Annotated in this window: 16 protein-coding genes, 1 tRNA gene and 1 riboswitch; of the genes, 13 read left to right on the top strand and 4 right to left on the bottom strand. The window is 68.7% G+C overall.

Features of this window, described 5'->3' with window-relative positions; all coding sequences use genetic code 11:
• Positions 1–103: 103 nt before the first annotated feature.
• The 7 genes from KCH87_RS23800 (at position 104) to KCH87_RS23770 (ending at position 7,377) form a co-directional block, all read left to right on the top strand.
• The gene (locus tag KCH87_RS23800; protein ID WP_210588245.1) at positions 104–1,402 is read left to right on the top strand and encodes a cytochrome P450; all 1,299 of its coding nucleotides are present in this window, start codon (positions 104–106) and stop codon (positions 1,400–1,402) included.
• Between the two features lie 146 nt (positions 1,403–1,548).
• Complete coding sequence (locus KCH87_RS23795) at positions 1,549–2,544, top strand: transglycosylase family protein (RefSeq protein ID WP_210588244.1); 996 nt, start codon at positions 1,549–1,551, stop codon at positions 2,542–2,544.
• Between the two features lie 198 nt (positions 2,545–2,742).
• Positions 2,743–2,924, top strand: a riboswitch (cyclic di-AMP (ydaO/yuaA leader).
• A 3-nt stretch (positions 2,925–2,927) separates the two neighbouring features.
• Entirely contained in the window at positions 2,928–3,611 is a 684-nt protein-coding gene (locus KCH87_RS23790; RefSeq protein WP_210588243.1) for a transglycosylase family protein, read from the top strand.
• A gap of 332 nt (positions 3,612–3,943) precedes the next feature.
• Positions 3,944–5,230, top strand: a complete 1,287-nt coding sequence (eno, locus tag KCH87_RS23785) for a phosphopyruvate hydratase (protein WP_210588242.1) — start codon at positions 3,944–3,946, stop codon at positions 5,228–5,230.
• Between the two features lie 124 nt (positions 5,231–5,354).
• Complete coding sequence (locus KCH87_RS23780) at positions 5,355–5,831, top strand: septum formation initiator family protein (RefSeq protein ID WP_210588241.1); 477 nt, start codon at positions 5,355–5,357, stop codon at positions 5,829–5,831.
• A gap of 50 nt (positions 5,832–5,881) precedes the next feature.
• A complete protein-coding gene (locus KCH87_RS23775) occupies positions 5,882–6,412 on the top strand; it encodes a DUF501 domain-containing protein (protein ID WP_210588240.1) in 531 nt (176 codons plus the stop codon).
• On the top strand, positions 6,409–7,377 hold the full coding sequence (locus KCH87_RS23770) for a Ppx/GppA phosphatase family protein (RefSeq protein WP_210588239.1): 969 nt from the start codon (positions 6,409–6,411) through the stop codon (positions 7,375–7,377). The genes KCH87_RS23775 and KCH87_RS23770 overlap by 4 nt, the downstream gene beginning before the upstream one ends.
• Before the next feature lie 69 nt (positions 7,378–7,446).
• Here the strand turns inward: KCH87_RS23770 and KCH87_RS23765 are convergent, their stop codons facing one another.
• On the bottom strand, positions 7,447–7,662 hold the full coding sequence (locus KCH87_RS23765) for a hypothetical protein (protein WP_210588238.1): 216 nt from the start codon (positions 7,660–7,662) through the stop codon (positions 7,447–7,449).
• Between the two features lie 544 nt (positions 7,663–8,206).
• Here KCH87_RS23765 and KCH87_RS23760 point away from each other — a divergent pair.
• Positions 8,207–9,586: an NAD(P)/FAD-dependent oxidoreductase gene (locus tag KCH87_RS23760; protein WP_210588237.1), complete on the top strand. Its 1,380-nt coding sequence runs from the start codon at positions 8,207–8,209 to the stop codon at positions 9,584–9,586.
• Positions 9,587–9,791: 205 nt separating this feature from the next.
• Complete coding sequence (locus KCH87_RS23755; RefSeq protein ID WP_210588236.1) at positions 9,792–11,096, top strand: cyclopropane-fatty-acyl-phospholipid synthase family protein; 1,305 nt, start codon at positions 9,792–9,794, stop codon at positions 11,094–11,096.
• Between the two features lie 82 nt (positions 11,097–11,178).
• Here KCH87_RS23755 and KCH87_RS23750 read toward each other — a convergent pair whose 3' ends face one another.
• Together KCH87_RS23750 and KCH87_RS23745 are read right to left on the bottom strand one after the other, a co-directional pair.
• Complete coding sequence (locus tag KCH87_RS23750; protein WP_210588235.1) at positions 11,179–13,713, bottom strand: ABC transporter permease; 2,535 nt, start codon at positions 13,711–13,713, stop codon at positions 11,179–11,181.
• On the bottom strand, positions 13,713–14,483 hold the full coding sequence (locus KCH87_RS23745) for an ABC transporter ATP-binding protein (protein WP_210588234.1): 771 nt from the start codon (positions 14,481–14,483) through the stop codon (positions 13,713–13,715). Before KCH87_RS23745 ends, KCH87_RS23750 begins: the two co-directional genes overlap by 1 nt.
• A 395-nt stretch (positions 14,484–14,878) precedes the next feature.
• On the opposite strand from KCH87_RS23745, the gene KCH87_RS23740 reads away from it, so the two are divergent.
• From KCH87_RS23740 to KCH87_RS23730, 3 genes are all read left to right on the top strand, one after another.
• Positions 14,879–14,961 (top strand) — tRNA-Leu (locus KCH87_RS23740).
• A gap of 191 nt (positions 14,962–15,152) precedes the next feature.
• The gene (locus KCH87_RS23735) at positions 15,153–16,328 is read left to right on the top strand and encodes a 4-hydroxybenzoate 3-monooxygenase (protein ID WP_210588233.1); all 1,176 of its coding nucleotides are present in this window, start codon (positions 15,153–15,155) and stop codon (positions 16,326–16,328) included.
• Positions 16,329–16,529: 201 nt separating this feature from the next.
• Positions 16,530–17,429, top strand: coding sequence for a Bax inhibitor-1/YccA family protein (locus KCH87_RS23730; protein WP_210588232.1), 900 nt, complete (start codon positions 16,530–16,532; stop codon positions 17,427–17,429).
• A gap of 61 nt (positions 17,430–17,490) precedes the next feature.
• Here KCH87_RS23730 and KCH87_RS23725 read toward each other — a convergent pair whose 3' ends face one another.
• On the bottom strand, positions 17,491–17,721 hold the full coding sequence (locus KCH87_RS23725; RefSeq protein WP_210588231.1) for a DUF4287 domain-containing protein: 231 nt from the start codon (positions 17,719–17,721) through the stop codon (positions 17,491–17,493).
• A 104-nt stretch (positions 17,722–17,825) separates the two neighbouring features.
• Between KCH87_RS23725 and KCH87_RS49215 the strand changes: the two genes are divergently transcribed.
• Positions 17,826–18,137, top strand: coding sequence for a hypothetical protein (locus KCH87_RS49215; protein WP_308298894.1), 312 nt, complete (start codon positions 17,826–17,828; stop codon positions 18,135–18,137).
• Positions 18,138–18,147: the final 10 nt, after the last annotated feature.

Raw genomic sequence — 18,147 nt, 5'->3', positions numbered from 1 at the left:
GGGGAGACGGAACGGGTATCGGCGACGGAGAACTGAAACGCGCCGCTCACCGGGATGCGGCAGCGCCTGCGTCGGCGTGCCGCGAGCCGGATACCGTCAACGGGTGACCGACCAGCCCCACCCCACCCAGCCACCGCCCCCCGAGCTCTTCACCTGGGAGTTCGCAAGCGACCCCTACCCCGCCTACGCCTGGCTCCGCGAACACGCCCCCGTCCACAAGACGCGGCTGCCCAGCGGCGTGGAGGCCTGGCTGGTCACCCGTTACGCCGACGCCAAGCAGACGCTCGCCGATCCGCGGCTGTCCAAGAACCCCGCACATCATGACGAGCCCGCGCACGCCAAGGGCAAGACCGGTATCCCCGGTGAGCGCAAGGCCGAGTTGATGACGCATCTGCTCAACATCGATCCGCCGGACCACACCAGGCTGCGCAGGCTCGTCTCCAAGGCGTTCACGCCCCGCCGCGTCGCCGAGTTCGCGCCCCGGGTCCAGGAACTCACCGACGACCTCATCGACGGGTTCGCCGAGAAGGGATCCGCCGACCTCATCCACGAGTTCGCGTTCCCTCTCCCCATCTACGCGATCTGCGACCTGCTCGGCGTCCCGCGCGAGGACCAGGACGACTTCCGGGACTGGGCGGGCATGATGATCCGCCATCAAGGCGGCCCCAGAGGCGGAGTCGCGCGGTCCGTGAAGAAGATGCGGGGCTATCTCGCCGACCTCATCCACCGCAAGCGCGAGGCCCTCCCCGCCGAACCCACGCCCGGCGAGGACCTCATCTCCGGTCTCATCCGCGCCTCGGACCACGGCGAGTACCTCACCGAGAACGAGGCCGCGGCCATGGCCTTCATCCTCCTCTTCGCCGGCTTCGAGACCACGGTGAATCTCATCGGGAACGGCACATACGCCCTGCTCACCCACCCCGAGCAGCGGGCCCGCCTCCAGAAGTCCCTCGCCGCCCACGACACCGCCCTCCTCGAAACCGGCGTCGAGGAACTCCTGCGCTACGACGGCCCCGTGGAACTCGCCACCTGGCGGTTCGCGACCGAGCCGCTCACCGTCGGCGGGCAGGACATCGCACCCGGCGACCCCGTCCTCGTCGTCCTCGCCGCCGCCGACCGGGACCCGGAGCGGTTCGCCGACCCCGACGTCCTCGACCTCGGCCGCCGAGACAACCAGCACCTCGGATACGGCCACGGCATCCACTACTGCCTCGGCGCCCCGCTCGCCCGTCTGGAGGGCCAGACCGCCCTCGCCACCCTCCTCACCCGCCTCCCGGACCTCCGACTCGCGGTGGATTCCGCCGATTTGAGATGGCGTGGCGGGCTCATCATGCGCGGACTGCGCACCCTGCCGGTCGAGTTCACGCCACCTGGCCAACACGCCTCACCTGCGCAAAGGTGACACGCCTTCAAATCTGTGATCTTCACGTGATCTACGCGGCATTAACTTGTGACAAGTGATGTGCTGCCTATACGTTCACGGATCAGCGCGGCCTCCTAGTTCTCACCCGCCGCGCCGGTCACCGCTGTCTCGTGAAAGGCCCCCGCATGCTCTCCGGGAACGGTCGTCACCGTCGCCCCCGTCAGGCTCCGGCTCTCCTCGTCGCGGCCGGAGTGACCGGCTCCGCCATCGCCATCCCGCTCCTCGGAGCCGGCGCCGCGAGTGCGGCCGACGGCAGCACCTGGGACAAGGTCGCGGAGTGTGAAAGCGGCGGCGCCTGGAGCGCCAACTCCGGCAACGGGTTCTACGGCGGTCTCCAGTTGGCGCAGGAGGACTGGGAGCAGTACGGCGGCCTCGACTACGCCGCGAGCGCCGACCAGGCCAGCCGCTCCCAGCAGATAGCCGTCGCCGAGAAGGTCCTCGCGGATCAGGGTGCCGGCGCGTGGCCCACCTGTGGGCTGGTCTACGGCCTCGGTGAGGACTCCCGTTCGGCGGACGTCGACACGGGTCTGGCGGGCGAGGCGTCGGCCGACGAGTCCACGTCGTCCGATACTTCCTCCGGCTCCTCGGGGCTGTCCGACTCGCCTGAATCGTCCTCGTCTTCCGAGTCGTCCTCCGCCTCGGGTTCCCCGTCGCCGTCCTCCTCGCCCTCGTCGTCCCCGTCTGACGGGTCGTCGGATGCGACGGACAACTCCGCCAAGTCCGACACATCACCCGAATCCGACGCAAGTGCGTCACAGGAATCCGGTAGCCCGTCCACAGGTTCCAGCCAGGACGACGATTCGGACAAGTCGGGCCAGAACGGCGGCTCTTCGTACCTCACGGACACCGGCACCGGCAAGCACCGCGGCGGCAGCGCGGACGAGGGCACGGCCGGCGACCGTACCGACTCCTCCGGCCGCCACGCCTCACGCGGTGACGATGATGCACGCGTCGCCGCGGACGACTCCTACACCGTCCGCGCCGGTGACACGCTCTGCTCCATCGCCGACTCCCTTGAGGTGAACGGCGGATGGCGTGAGCTCTATGCCGAGAACAAGGGAGCCGTCGGCGCCGACCCGAACCTCATCATCCCCGGTCAGACCCTCGAAGTCGGTGCCTAAACGGGCGAAAACCAGCGGTAGTTGACGCCCCGCTTCGCGCTGAATGTCCGGTTTGGTGAAAGTGTGGGATGAGTCTCAGAAGCCCTGATCGTCTTTGAAATTCGACGGATCGCGTGTCTACGGTCATCACCGCTCGCCAACACGAGCCCCGGCTGCCACAACGCCGAATCCTGCCAGTGGCCGCACGGGAACAGTCGTCGCTTAACAGCGCCGTAGGCAGGAGCGGGGGACCCAAGGTAAGCGCCGCGCCGGTCAGTTGACCGTGCGGCTTGGGGTGAAGCCATGCCCGTACGGGACGAAAGCCTCGTACGAGACATGGCCGGGCAACTCAACCGGCCCGAACCCGACAGCTCACCTCGCAGGCGTCGGTGAGGGGATCAACCATGCTGTTTTCCGGCAAGGGCAAGCACCGCCGTCCGTCCAAGGCCACCCGCGCCGCCGCGCTCGCCGGCGTCACCGGTGTCGCCATCGCCGCTCCGCTGATGGCGGCCGGCAACGCCTCCGCCGCCACCGCCTCCGAGTGGGACGCCGTCGCCCAGTGCGAGGCCGGCGGCAACTGGTCCATCAACACCGGCAACGGCTACTACGGCGGTCTCCAGTTCTCCGCCTCCACGTGGGCCGCGTACGGCGGCACGCAGTACGCCGCCACGGCCGACCAGGCCTCCAAGGCGCAGCAGATCGAGATAGCCGAGAAGGTCCTCGCGGGTCAGGGCAAGGGTGCCTGGCCGAACTGCGGCACCGGCCTGTCGAGCGCCTCGACCGGCAGCTCGTCCTCCAGCAGCTCCAGCTCTTCGAGCGACAGCAGCACCAGCACCCGTTCGACCGAGGAGCAGAGCGCCTCCCGTTCGACCGAGCGTCCCGCCGCCAAGAAGACCGTCACCACGCCGACCGGCGAGAAGGTCAAGAAGGGCGACGGCGAGTACAAGGTCGTCAAGGGCGACACCCTCAGCACGATCGCCGAGGAGCACGACGTCAAGGGCGGCTGGGACAAGCTGTTCCAGCTGAACGAGGACATCGTCAAGGACGCCGACCTCATCTACCCGGGTCAGCAGCTGCACCTGAAGTGATCCCGGGTTCGCAGCCGGAACACGGCTGAACCACAGACCCCTCACATCCGTGGCTTTCATAGTGGAGGCCTCGTGAGGGTCACCCCCGTCCCCACGGGCTCCCCGCTCCGGTGCGTCTTCCCCCGTACGCACCGGGGCGGGGCTTTTTTCGTGTCGCCTTGCGCGCGACTTTTTGTTCCGTTCAGAAACAATTTACTCTCGGTTCTGTCCAACGGGTGGGTGACCCGGTGGCCGATCGCCCGGAGCCGGTTAGGCTCATCTCGCAGAGCCGCCACGGCGCTGCACCCGCCGGGCCCCGGCCCGGTGTACCCGCGTCACACCCCAAGAAGGAGATGCTCGTGCCGTCCATCGACGTCGTCGTAGCCCGGGAAATCCTGGACTCCCGAGGCAACCCCACGGTCGAGGTCGAGGTCGGCCTCGACGACGGCAGCACGGGTCGTGCCGCCGTTCCGTCCGGTGCGTCCACCGGCGCCTTCGAGGCCATCGAGCTCCGCGACGGCGACCCGAACCGCTACCAGGGCAAGGGTGTCGAGAAGGCCGTCCTCGCGGTCATCGAGCAGATCGGCCCGGAGCTGGTCGGCTACGACGCCACCGAGCAGCGCCTGATCGACCAGGCGATGTTCGACCTGGACGCCACCGACAACAAGGGCTCGCTCGGCGCCAACGCCATCCTCGGCGTCTCCCTCGCCGTCGCCCACGCCGCCTCCGAGGCCAGCGACCTTCCGCTCTTCCGCTACCTGGGCGGCCCGAACGCGCACCTGCTGCCGGTGCCGATGATGAACATCCTGAACGGCGGCTCGCACGCCGACTCCAACGTGGACATCCAGGAGTTCATGATCGCCCCGATCGGCGCGGAGTCCTTCTCCGAGGCGCTGCGCTGGGGCACCGAGGTCTACCACACCCTCAAGAAGGTCCTGAAGAGCAAGGGCCTGGCCACCGGCCTCGGCGACGAGGGCGGCTTCGCCCCGAACCTCGGCTCCAACCGCGAGGCCCTCGACCTCATCCTCGAGGCCATCAAGGAAGCCGGTTACGCCCCCGGCGAGCAGATCGCCCTCGCGCTCGACGTCGCCGCCTCCGAGTTCTACAAGGACGGCAAGTACCTCTTCGAGGGCAAGGAGCGCTCCGCCGCCGAGATGACGGAGTACTACGAGGAGCTCGTCGCGGCCTACCCGCTCGTCTCCGTCGAGGACCCGCTGTTCGAGGACGACTGGGCCGGCTGGAAGGTCCTCACCGACAAGCTCGGCGACAAGGTGCAGATCGTCGGCGACGACCTGTTCGTCACCAACCCGGAGCGCCTGGCCCGCGGCATCGACGACGGCGCCGCCAACGCCCTGCTCGTCAAGGTGAACCAGATCGGCTCGCTCACCGAGACCCTGGACGCCGTCGAACTGGCCCAGCGCAGCGGCTTCAAGTGCATGATGTCCCACCGCTCCGGCGAGACCGAGGACGTCACCATCGCCGACCTGGCCGTCGCCACCAACTGCGGCCAGATCAAGACCGGCGCCCCGGCCCGCTCCGAGCGTGTCGCCAAGTACAACCAGCTGCTGCGTATCGAGGAGATCCTCGACGACGCGGCGGTGTACGCCGGCCGCAGCGCGTTCCCCCGCTTCAAGGGCTGAGCCCGCGTAGCTGAGCCTTCCCGGCTGAGCCTTCGGAAAAGGCCTAGCCAGTCGTACGTACGTCCTCGTACTCGGTCCCGTACCGTGTGCGGGGACGTACGCACGTATGAAGGGGAGGTGGGTCATGGCCGTGAAGGACCGGGACCGTTTCTCCACCGCGACCAGGATCCGGCTGCTCGGCGAGCAGACGGCCGCCCGTGTCTACCGCTCACAGACCAAGCGCCAGGCCCGCCGCTCCCGGCTGACCGGCCGCGCGGCGCTGCTGGCCCTCGTCCTGTGCTCACTGGTCGTGGCCCTCGCCTATCCGATAAGGCAGTACGTGTCCCAGCGCGCCGAGATCGCCGATCTTCGGCAGCAGAAGCAGCAGGCCCAGCAGCGGGTCGAGCAGCTGCGCGACCTCAAGGCGCGCTGGCAGGACGACGCGTACGCCGAGCAGCAGATCCGGCAGCGGCTGCACTATGTGATGCCGGGGGAGACCGGATTCATCGTGGTCGACCCGGACGCGGCCAAGCAGTCGCGCGCCGATACCGAGGCGGCCGACCGCCCCTGGTACTCGAACGTCTGGGACGGGGTCGACAAGTCCGACGCCTCCGACCGGTGACGGACAGACACCTTCGACCAGTGAACTGACAGAGAGATCTTCGTACGAGCATGGAAACCCCTCCGCCGACCACTCCGCGTACCGAGCCCACCGACGCGGACGTCGAGGCCTTCAAGCAGCAGCTCGGGCGTCCGCCGCGCGGGCTGCGTGCCATCGCGCACCGGTGCCCGTGCGGGCAGCCGGACGTCGTGGAGACGGCGCCGCGACTGCCCGACGGGACGCCCTTCCCGACGCTGTACTACCTGACGTGCCCCAAGGCCGCGTCGGCGATCGGCACGCTTGAGGCCAACGGCGTCATGAAGGAGATGACGGCGCGTCTGGAGAGCGACCCGGAGCTGGCGGCCGCGTACCGCTCCGCGCACGAGGACTATGTGCGGCGCCGGGACGAGATCGAGGAGCTGAAGGGCTTTCCGAGTGCGGGCGGGATGCCGGACCGGGTGAAGTGTCTGCATGTGCTGGTGGCGCACAGCCTTGCCGCCGGACCCGGTGTGAACCCCCTCGGTGACGAGGCGATCGAGATGCTGCCGGAGTGGTGGCTCAAGGGGGCGTGCGTGACCACGCCGAAGGAGGACGAGAAGTGACCCGCGTCGCCGCCGTCGACTGCGGCACCAACTCCATCCGGCTTCTCGTCGCCGACGTGAACCCCGCCACCGGTCAACTCGTCGACCTGGACCGGCGGATGACGATCGTGCGGCTCGGGCAGGGCGTCGACCGGACCGGGCGGCTTGCGCCGGAGGCGTTGGAACGGACCTTCGCGGCCTGCCGTGAGTACGCGGCGATCATCAAGGAACACGGCGCCGAACGGCTGCGGTTCGTGGCCACGTCGGCCTCCCGGGACGCCGAGAACCGGGACGAGTTCGTGCGCGGGGTGCTGGACATTCTCGGGGTGGAGCCCGAGGTGATCTCCGGTGATCAGGAGGCCGAGTTCTCGTTCACGGGGGCGACGAAGGAGCTCGCGGGCAGTGATCACCTCGCCCGGCCCTACCTCGTCGTGGACATCGGCGGCGGCTCGACCGAGTTCGTCGTCGGCGACGACCAGGTGCGCGCCGCGCGTTCCGTGGACGTCGGCTGTGTGCGGATGACGGAGCGGCACCTGGTGAGCGAGGGCGTCGTGGCCGACCCGCCGAGCGACCAGCAGATCGCCGCCATGCGCGCCGACATCGAGGCGGCCCTCGACCTCGCCGAGCAGACGGTCCCGCTGCGCGAGGCGCGCACGCTCGTCGGCCTGGCCGGGTCGGTCACCACGGTCTCCGCCATCGCGCAGAACCTGCCCGAGTACGACTCCGTCGCCATCCACCACTCCCGCGTCTCCCACGACCGCGTCCGGGAGATCACCGAGCAACTCCTGCACTCCACCCACGCCGAGCGCGCCGCCATCCCCTCCATGCATCCGGGGCGCGTGGACGTCATCGGGGCGGGCGCCCTGGTCCTGCTCTCGATCATGGAGCGGATCGGCGCCGAGGAGGTCGTCGTGAGCGAGCACGACATCCTCGACGGCATTGCCTTCAAGGTGGCGGAGGACGCGGCGGCGACTGACCTGTACTGACGCGGAGCGGCCCCGGTGCCTCCTGGTGAGGAACCGGGGCCGTCGCTTCAACCCGCGCGGGGCTGTCCGTCAGTTGCAGAGGAGGACGATGAGTCCGCTGCACCCCCCGTCGTCTCCATGGCCGCCGCCCTTGGCCGGAGCGGCCTTCGTGATGACGTGAGAGGCGGGCGTCGCGGCGACGGCGGTTGCGGCCGTCGCCGTCCCCACCGCAAGGGCCATGCCCAGGACTGCGCTGACTGCGACTATTCGCGAAGTGGCCTTCTTGGCCAGCTGTGAAGTGCTCATGCGGGCACGCTATGCACACTTTCATCCAATATCACGCGGTATGTGGCTGACGGGTGAATGACACGCACCGGTGGCCTAAGGGCGTGGCGCAGGTGTCGTCGATCTCGATTGTTACCGATCGGTAGCCGTCGGCTGAGCAGGCCGGATAACGTATGAGCGCATCCGTGGGGCGTCGACACGCCCCTCGGTGACGCCTCTGCGGAAAAGTTCGTGAAGTTCTTCACAAGGAAAACTGCCCTGTTGGGCGACGAATGCGCCCCCGTTGGCCCTTCCGGCGGTCCGGCGGGCCTGTGAACGTACTCAGGCGTGCGTGACGACTGCGTTTCACGGGGGTGTCACGGAGGGTGTTTCGAGGGGCTCGCGCGGGGGCCGGTGGAGCGGAGAGGCAGCTCACGCGGCATTGACAACGGGTTGCCCTACACCGTGGTTCCCCCTCGCCGCCATGACCTGCGTCACGAGGGCCGCGCAGAATAGCACAGCCCCGGTAGGAGCTTGTGAAGGGGCGCACGAGCCACCCCCCTGGGGCAGGTGGATACTCGATGGCATGAGCACCACGGAGCGTCCCAGGATCCTCGTAGTAGGCGGTGGGTACGTAGGCCTGTACGCAGCTCGGCGCATTCAGAAGAAGATGCGCTACGGCGAGGCGACCGTCACGGTCGTCGACCCCCGGTCGTACATGACCTACCAGCCCTTCCTTCCCGAAACCGCCGCCGGCAGCATCTCCCCGCGCCACGTCGTCGTCCCGCTGCGACGTGTGCTGCCCAAGGCGGAGGTGCTCACCGGCCGGGTCACCACCATCGACCAGGACCGCAAGGTCGCCACGATCGCCCCGCTGGTCGGCGAGGCGTACGAGCTGCCCTTCGACTACCTGGTGATCGCGCTCGGCGCGGTCTCCCGCACCTTCCCGATCCCCGGCCTCGCCGAGCAGGGCATCGGTATGAAGGGCATCGAGGAGGCCATCGGCCTGCGCAACCACGTTCTCGAGCAGCTGGACAAGGCCGACTCCACCAACGACGAGGAGATCCGCCGCAAGGCGCTCACCTTCGTGTTCATCGGCGGTGGCTTCGCGGGTGCGGAGACCATCGGCGAGGTCGAGGACATGGCCCGCGACGCGACGAAGTACTACAAGAACGTGTCCCGTGAGGACATGCGCTTCATCCTCGTCGACGCCGCCGACAAGATCCTCCCCGAGGTCGGCCCCAAGCTCGGCCAGTACGGCAAGGAGCACCTGGAGAGCCGCGGGGTCGAGATCTACCTCTCCACCTCCATGGACTCCTGCGTCGACGGCCATGTGGTGCTGAAGAACGGCCTCGAGGTCGACTCCAGCACCATCGTGTGGACCGCCGGCGTCAAGCCCAACCCGGTCCTCGCCCGGTACGGCCTGCCGCTCGGCCCCCGCGGTCACGTCGACTGCGAGCCGACCCTCCAGGTCAAGGGCACCGACTACATCTGGTCCGCCGGCGACAACGCCCAGGTGCCGGACCTCGTCGGCCGCAAGGCGGGCAACGAGAACGCCTGGTGCCCGCCGAACGCCCAGCACGCGCTGCGCCAGGCCAAGGTGCTCGGCGACAACGTGATCTCCGGTATGCGGGGCTTCCCGCAGCAGGACTACGCGCACGGCAACAAGGGCGCGGTGGCGGGTCTCGGCCTCCACAAGGGCGTCGCGATGATCGTCATGGGCAAGATGAAGATCAAGCTCAAGGGTCGTCTCGCCTGGTACATGCACCGCGGCTACCACGGTCTGGCCATGCCGACCTGGAACCGCAAGGTCCGTGTCTTCGCCGACTGGACCCTCGGCATGTTCCTCAAGCGCGAGGTCGTCTCGCTCGGCGCGATGGAGCACCCGCGCGAGGAGTTCTACGAGGCCGCCAAGCCCGTACCCGCGGCGCCCAAGCCGGAGAAGACCGAGGCCAAGGCCTCCTGACCGGCGCCGGTCGCTGAACGAACCGCAAGGGCCTCCCGCCATCCGTGGTGCGGGAGGCCCTTCGGCGTTCCCGGGAGCGGCGGCCCGGGTATGTGGCCGCTGCATGTATTTTGCCGATCTGTAACGCCCCTGGGGGACTGCGCAGGCGGCCTGTTTTTGTTTACGTGGTGTTGGACATACCGGATCCTCGCCACGGAGGTGTGCCATGGCAGACGCCGCGCAGCGGCTGAAGAGCCTCGTCGAACAGTTGCTGGGAGCCCCCCTTCCGGTGCGCATTCGCGCCTGGGACGGTTCGCAGGCGGGGCCGCCGGGTGCGCCCACTCTCGTGGTACGCAATCGCCGTGCCGTGCGCCGGCTGCTGTGGAAGCCCGGCGAGCTGGGCCTCGCCCGCGCCTGGGTCGCCGGCGACCTGGACATCCACGGAGACCTCTACGCCGCCCTCGACCTGATGGCCGAGTTCATCTGGGAGCGCGGGGAGGACGACCGGACGCTGGTCCAGGCGCTGCGCGACCCCGAGGTGCGGGCCGCCGTACGCGGGCTGGTGAAGCTCGCCGGGCCCCCGCTGCCGCCCGCCCCGCCCCGCGAGGAGGTCCGCCGCGGCCGCGCGCGCCTGCACACCAAGGGCTCCGACCGGCGCGCCATCAGCCACCACTACGACGTCGGCAACGACTTCTACGAGATCGTCCTCGGCCCCTCCATGGTCTACTCGTGCGCCTACTGGGAGGACGCCGGGACACTTGAGGACGCCCAGCGCGACAAGCTCGAACTCATCTGTAGGAAGCTCGCCCTGACCCCCGGTCAGCGGCTCCTCGACGTCGGCTGCGGCTGGGGCTCCATGGCCATCCACGCCGCCCGCGAGTACGGCGTGAGCGTCGTCGGCATCACCCTGTCCCACGAGCAGGCCGCGTACGCCCGTAAGCGCGTCGCCGGCGAGGGTCTGACGGACAAGGTGGAGATCCGGGTGCAGGACTACCGGGACGTCGCCGACGGGCCGTACGACGCGATCTCCTCCATCGGCATGGCCGAGCACGTCGGCTCCACCCGGTACCTGGAGTACGCCCGCGACCTGTACGCCCTGCTCAAGCCCGGCGGACGGCTGCTCAACCACCAGATCGCCCGCCGCCCGCAGCGCGACGAATCGACGTACAGCGTGGACTCGTTCATCGACTCCTATGTCTTCCCCGACGGCGAACTCGCCCCGGTCGGCACCACCGTGACCCAGCTGGAGCGCGCCGGGTTCGAGGTGCGTGACGTCGAGGCGATCCGCGAGCACTACGCCCTCACCCTGCGCCGCTGGGTCACCAATCTCCAGGCTGACTGGGAGCGTGCCATGCGGCTCACCAGCCCGGGCCGCGCCCGTGTCTGGCTCCTGTACATGGCGGCCTGCGCGCTGTCCTTCGAGCACAACCGCATCGGCGTCAACCAGGTGCTGGCCGTCCGCACACCCGAATCCGGTGACTCCGGGATGCCGCTGCGGGCCCGCAAGTGGATTGAGCGCGAGCGCCGTTGACCCGTACGCAAGAGGACGCAAGCGGAAGGGCCGGGCCTCCCCGTCGCGGGGAGGCCCGGCCCTTCGGTGCGCAGGAACCTGGTCACTCGGTCTTGATCGCGTTCAGCATGTTCAGCCTCGCGGCGTTGCGGGCCGGCCACAGCGCGGCCAGGACGCCCACCAGCCCGGCCAGCACCAGGAAGATCCCGATCCGTTCCCAGGGCAGGACCAGCACGTAGCCCGGGATCTCTTCCGCGATGGTCTCGCCGATCGCCCAGCCGAGGAACGCTCCGAGACCGATGCCGACCACCGCGCCGAACACCGAGATGACCACTGCCTCCAGGCGGACCATCCGCTTCACCCGGCGCCGGTCGAGACCGATCGCCCGCAGCATGCCGATCTCCTGCTGCCGTTCGAAGACCGACATCGCGAGGGTGTTGACGACGCCGAGCACCGCGATGATCAGGGCCATCGCCAGCAGGCCGTACATGATGTTCAGCAGGGTGTTGATGGCGCCGCCGAACTCGTCACGGATGTCCTGCTGGTTCATTATCTTGATCGCGGGGTTGTCGCCCAGCGCGTCGACGAGGACCTTCTCGTTCGCCGCGGACTGGCCGCCGTCCACCTTCACGAAGATCTGCGGGATGTACGGCTTCACCTCGTGCGGGTTCACGACCTTGGTGTCGATGAGGACGGGGGAAAGGAACTCGCTGTCCTTGAAGACGGCGCCGACCGTCAGCGTGTCCTTCTTCTCGTCGCCGAAGGTGACGGGGACGGTGTCGCCGGTCTGCCAGCCCCTGCTCTTGGCCGTCTTCTCGGCGACCGCGATCTGGCCCTTGCCGAGCGAACCGAGGTCGCCGCTGACGACGTCGACGTTCAGGACCTGCTCGATGTCGCCCGGCGTCACCGCCGAAGCGGACACGAAGTCATCGTCGCCGGCCTGGAAGTAGACGTCCTGCTGCGGCGAGACCGCGGAGACACCCTTGGCCTTCTCCAGCGCGGTCAGCGCCGACTGGTCGAGGTCCCCGCCGTTCGCCATCGAGACCATGTAGTCGGCCTTGATGTTGTCCGTGGTCATCTTGTCGATGGCCGAGCCGACCGTGGCACCGAGCACCGACAGGCCGGTCACCAGCGTCAGTCCGATCGCCAGCGCCGAGGCGGTGGCGCCGGTACGGCGCGGGTTGCGGACCGCGTTCTGGCCGGCCAGCTTGCCTGCCACCCCGAAGGGGCCGACGAGCAGCGGACGGACGAGCGCGATCACGGGCCGGGACAGCAGCGGGATCAGGATGATCACACCGATCAGCGCGAAGAACGCGCCCGCCCCGATGTACATGCGACCGTCGCCGCCGCCGGTCGAGGCACCCAGCACGATCGCGGCCGCCCCGAGGCCGGTGATGGCCGTACCGATGGAGTTGCGCACCACCAGCGACTTGGTGGTGGCCACCGCGTGGAGGCTGCTCATGGCCGCCACCGGCGGGATCTTCGCGGCCCGGCGGCCGGGCAGCCAGGCGGCGAACATCGTGATCAGCACACCGACGCCGATCGCGGCGATCACCGGCGTGAAGGACAGGATCAGCGGGCCGTCGGGCATCTTCATGCCGAACGCGGCCATCCCGGACCGCAGACCGACCGCAAGCCCGACGCCGAGGACGAAGCCGATCAGCGAGGCGACCAGGCCCACCACCGCCGCCTCGGCGAGCACCGAGCGGGTGACCTGCTTGCGCGACGCACCGACGGCGCGCATCAGGGCGATCTCCTTCGTGCGCTGGGCGACCAGCATCGTGAAGGTGTTGGAGATCAGGAAGATCCCGACGAACAGCGCGATGCCCGCGAACCCGAGCAGGACCTGCTGGAGATTGCCCAGGCCCTGCTCGATCTGCTCGGCCTGCTCGTCCGCGAGCGCCTGGCCGGTCTCGGCCTCGGCGGTGTCCGGCAGCAGCGGCTTGACCGCGTCCAGGATCTTCGTGTCGGTCGCGCCGGGGGCGGCGGTGACGGTGGCGCTCTGGAAGTAGCCGGGCTTGAGGTACTGCTTCTGGGCGACGGCGGTGTCGAACAGGACGAGGCTGCCGCCGGCGTTCACGGCGCCGTCCTCGGTGGTGAACACGCCGCTGAGGGTGAATTCCTGCACCGGCCCGTTCGTGGCGACCCGGACCCGGTCGCCGACCTGGTACTCGCCCTTGGCCGCGGACTCCTCGTCCAGGGCGATCTGACTGTCCTTCACCGGGCCCGAGCCGTCGGTGAACGTATAGGCGGGGTCCTTGCCGTCCTTGCCGGGGGCGAAGTTGGAACCCTTGTTGGACCAGCCGACGCCGATCAGCTTCCCGTCGGGGTCGGCGACCCCGGCGAAGCCGTCGACGCGGCCGTACGCGGCGCCGACGCCGTCCACCGCGGAGACCTGGTCGAGGGTCTTCCGGGAGAGGCCGGGCTCTTCCTTGGGGTTGTCCGGGTTGGCGTGCGAGGTGATGGCGACGGCCACGTCGTCGTAGCTCTTCGCCGACTGGTTGCGGAAGGCGTTGGAGAGGGTGTCGGCGAAGACCAGGGTGCCGGAGACGAACGCGACACCGAGCATCACGGCGAGCACGGTCATCAGGAGCCGGGCCTTGTGCGCGAGTACGTTGCGCAGGGCGGTGCGGAACATCAGCTGGTGCGGCCCTTCGCGTCGAACTGCTTCATGAAGTCGAGCACGTTGTCCGCGGTCGGCCGGTACATCTCGTCGACGATCCGTCCGTCCGCGAGGAACACCACCCGGTCCGCGTACGCCGCGGCCACCGGGTCGTGCGTGACCATCACCACCGTCTGCCCCAACTCCCGTACGGAGTTGCGCAGAAAGCCCAGCACCTCGGCGCCGGAGCGCGAGTCGAGGTTTCCGGTCGGCTCGTCACCGAAGATGATCTCGGGCCGGGAGGCGAGCGCGCGGGCGACCGCGACGCGCTGCTGCTGGCCGCCGGAGAGCTGGGCGGGGCGGTGGCTCAGCCGGTCCCTCAGGCCCACCATCTGGATCACGTTGTTCAGCCACTGCTTGTCCGGCTTGCGGCCCGCGATGTCCATGGGCAGCGTGATGTTCTCCAGCGCCGTCAGCGTCGGCAGCAGGTTGAACGCCTGGAAGATGAAGCCGATCTTGTCGCGGCGGAGCTTGGTGAGCTGCTTGTCCTTCAGGGAGCCCAGCTCGGTGTCGCCGATGCGCACGGAACCGGAGGAGAAGGTGTCGAGGCCGGCCACGCAGTGCATCAGCGTGGACTTGCCGGACCCGGACGGGCCCATGATCGCGGTGAACTCGGCCTGGCGGAAGTCGATGGAGACCCGGTCGAGGGCGACCACCTGGGTCTCGCCCTGTCCGTAGATCTTCGACAGATCCGTGGCGCGCGCGGCCACGGCGGTGGCCCGGCCGGCGATGGATGCGGTGGTCACGAGAAGGCACTCCTGAGGACGACGGTGATGTTCGGGGGACGTGCATCCATCGTCCCCGCCGTCCCGCGCCGTGTAGTCAGCCGCTGTTCTGGTTCCGGGGGGCGACTTCGGTCGGACCACGGGCGGCCGAGTCATACCTGGGGATGACGCTCGACCCTGAGTGGAGGCCAAACGTCGAGAACAGGTGGAGCCCCCTCGTTCGGGCGGTGAAATTCCGTCATTCCGCATGCACCGCCAGGTGTCGCACGAAAGGCTGGTGGCAAGTGCGGATGGCCCGTTCCAAGTGCTGATGCACCCTCAGGCGTCAATAAAATAAGACAACATCGGTCCGCCCGTCCGCTGTTCGGGGGAAGCGCCCCGATAGGCTCGGAACCTCGATGCGGAGCCCATGGCCTGCCCGGATGGTGGAATGCAGACACGGCGAGCTTAAACCTCGCTGCCCCTCGCGGGCGTACCGGTTCAAGTCCGGTTCCGGGCACCTTCCGACCTTCTGCGGCCGCCATCGCGGCCGCTTTCTCCTGCCCCGTTCATTGAAGACTTCACCGCTCCACCGTTGACAGGGGGCGTACGCCGTCGGAGACTCGCGTTCAGGAGATGGTGAAGAAAAGTTCACGACACGAACAGCGACACGAACAGCGCTTCACGGGCCCTGTGAACGGAGAGCGATCGATGCGCACCACCGTCGGCATCATCGGAGCCGGCCCCGCCGGGCTCCTCCTTGCCCGGCTGCTCCACAACGCCGGGATCGACTCGGTCGTCCTGGAGAGCCGCGACCGTGCCTACGTCGAGCAGCGGCAGCGGGCCGGAATCCTGGAGCAGGGCACGGTCGACGTGCTGCGCGCGGCCGGGGCCGGGGAGCGGATGGACCGGGAGGGGCTGCAACACGACGGCATCGAGCTGCGCTTCGACCGCAAGCGTCACCGCGTGGACTTCCCGGGGCTGACCGGCGGCCGGTCCGTGACGGTGTACGCGCAGACCGAGGTCTGCAAGGACCTCATCGCCCTCCAGCTCAAGGAGGGCGGCCCGCTGCTGTTCGACGCGGAGGCGCTGGCCGTCGAGGGCGCGGAGACCGGCAGCCCGCGGGTGCGGTTCCGGCACGAGGGGCGTGAGTCCGTCCTGGAGTGCGACTACGTCGTCGGCTGCGACGGCTTCTGGGGAGTGGCCCGGAAGGCGATCCCCGCCGAACTCACCCGCGTGTTCGAACGAACGTACCCCTTCGGCTGGCTCGGCATCCTCGCCGACGTACCGCCCTCGCACGACGAGCTGGTCTACGCCCGCCACGAGCGCGGCTTCGCCCTCCTCTCCATGCGCTCCCCGTCCGTCTCCCGCCTCTACCTCCAGGTGCCCGACGGCACGGACGCGGAAGCCTGGAGCGACGAGGCGATCTGGGACGAGCTGGGGCGGAGGTTCGAGACCGCCGACGACTGGCGGCTGGAGCGCGGTCCGATCACCCAGAAGTCGGTCACACCCATGCGGTCGTACGTCCATGAGCCGATGCGGCACGGACGGCTCTTCCTCGCCGGGGACGCGGCGCACATCGTGCCGCCGACGGGGGCCAAGGGGCTGAACCTGGCCGTCGGCGACGTCGTCACCTTCGCGCGGGCGCTGTCGTACGAGAAGGAGACCGGTTCGGCGGAACTGCTCGACGCCTATTCGGAGACCTGTCTGCGGCGGGTCTGGCAGGCCGAGCGGTTCTCGTACGACATGACGACGCTCCTGCATCGCGCCCCCGACGCCACTCCCTTCGAGGACCGGCTCCAGCTGGCGCGGCTGGAGCGGATCGCGTCCTCCCGGGCCGCCGAGACGGATCTGGCCGAGGCGTACACGGGGTTTGCGTTCGGCTGACGTAAGGCGGTGATCTCCGGTGGGTTCCGGGCGTGTCGCAGGTTGGTCATGAATGAGGCCCACCAGTGCTGGGAATCAAGGACCCGCGTAGCGTGTTGCGCACCACGACAAGGGAAAGATCCTCCCCAAGCACTAGGGTCAATCCTTTGCCTACCTATTACTCTTGAGCCAAGGCCACGAGGGTGGCCATGGAGGAGTGAAATGAGGAGCAGCAACCCGGTCTTCTCGCGACGGGGGTTCAGCCGCGACAACGGCCACGCGGGCTTCAACACCGCGCCGCAGGCCGGGGGCGCAGCTGTAGGCACGCAGGCCAACCCGTACGCCCAGCCGCAGGCCGGCAACCCGTACGCCCAGAACCCGTACGCCCAGCAGGACCTGCGGCAGGGCGCACCGCCGCAGGCCCCGGTCACCACCGGCCGCCCGATGACGATCGACGACGTCATCATGCGGACCGGTACCACGCTCGGCGTACTGATCGTCACGGCCGCCCTCGCCTGGGCGCTGCTGCCGGTCGACGACGCGAACATCAGCCGGTCGTACGGCATCGGTATCGGTGCCGCGCTGATCGGTATGGTCCTGGCCTTCGTCCAGGCCTTCAAGCGCAAGGCCTCGCCGGCGCTGATCCTGTCGTACGCCGCGTTCGAGGGTGTCTTCCTCGGCGTCCTGTCCAGCATCGTCGACAACCGCATCGCCGACGGTGCTGCCATGCAGGCCGTGCTCGGCACGATGGCGGTCTTCGCCGGTGTGCTGGTCGCCTACAAGGCGGGCTGGATCCGCGTCAACCGCCGGTTCTACGGCTTCGTGATGGCGGCCGCGCTCGGCTTCATCCTGCTGATGGTCATCAACATGCTGTTCGCCGTCTTCGGCGGCGGTGACGGCCTCGGCTTCCGCAGCGGCCCGCTCGGCATCATCTTCGGTGTCGTCGGCATCCTGCTCGGCGCGTGCTTCCTGGCGCTCGACTTCAAGCAGGTCGAGGACGGCATCGCGTACGGCGCGCCGCGCGAGGAGGCGTGGCTGGCGGCCTTCGGCCTGACGCTGACGCTGGTGTGGATCTACATGGAGTTCCTGCGGATCATCGCGATCCTCAACAGCTCCGACTGATCCGAGTCGGTTGTGCGGAAGGGCCCCGGGTTCGCTCGGGGCCCTTCTCCGTTGTGCGCGCCTAGAGGAAGTTGCGCGCGGCCCTCCTCAGGTCGTACTCGTGAATCAGCGCCTTCGCGTGGCCGTACGCGAGGTTGTGTTCGTGCCGGAGCCAGCTGACCTTTTCCTCGAAGCGGAAGAGGGCGGGGCCTTCGTCGACGGTGCGCAGCCAGTCGGCGACTTCACGACCGGTGCAGTGGGGGATGCGGGCGAGCAGGTTGCGATGGGTCTCCTCGGAGAGGACGTGGGACATCGGCGCCTCCGGACGCAAAGGGGATGTAAGCCGGTCCTTCAGGTCACCGTGCCTGAGCGTTCGTCTGTTGGCAACAGTGCGGGGAAGGTGCGTAGGCTCTGCGCGTGGTTGATACGACGCCCTTGACGCGAGCTGTGGATCACTTTGCCGATCGGTTGCGGGCGGCCCCGCAGTCTCGCTTGCAGCGGGGCGGTGCGGGGGAGGCGTTGGCGTTGGCCAGGGAGATGGCCCGGCGGGCCCAGCTGGTGGAGGCGCCTGAGGCTGAGCCTCGGGAGATGCCGGATGCGGGGATGTTTGCCGCGGCCGATCAAATCACCGTTGCTGTGCATGACTTGGCTCTCGTACTTCAGAGCGAGAGTGAAGTTGAGGAGGCCGTGCGGTTGGTGGAAGGTGCGCAGAAGAGGGCGGGGGTCTGAGGTCCGTTGG

The organism is Streptomyces sp. GESEQ-35, assembly GCF_017948485.1.
GTDB lineage: Bacteria > Actinomycetota > Actinomycetes > Streptomycetales > Streptomycetaceae > Streptomyces.
This window is presented reverse-complemented; position numbering and strand designations above follow the sequence as displayed.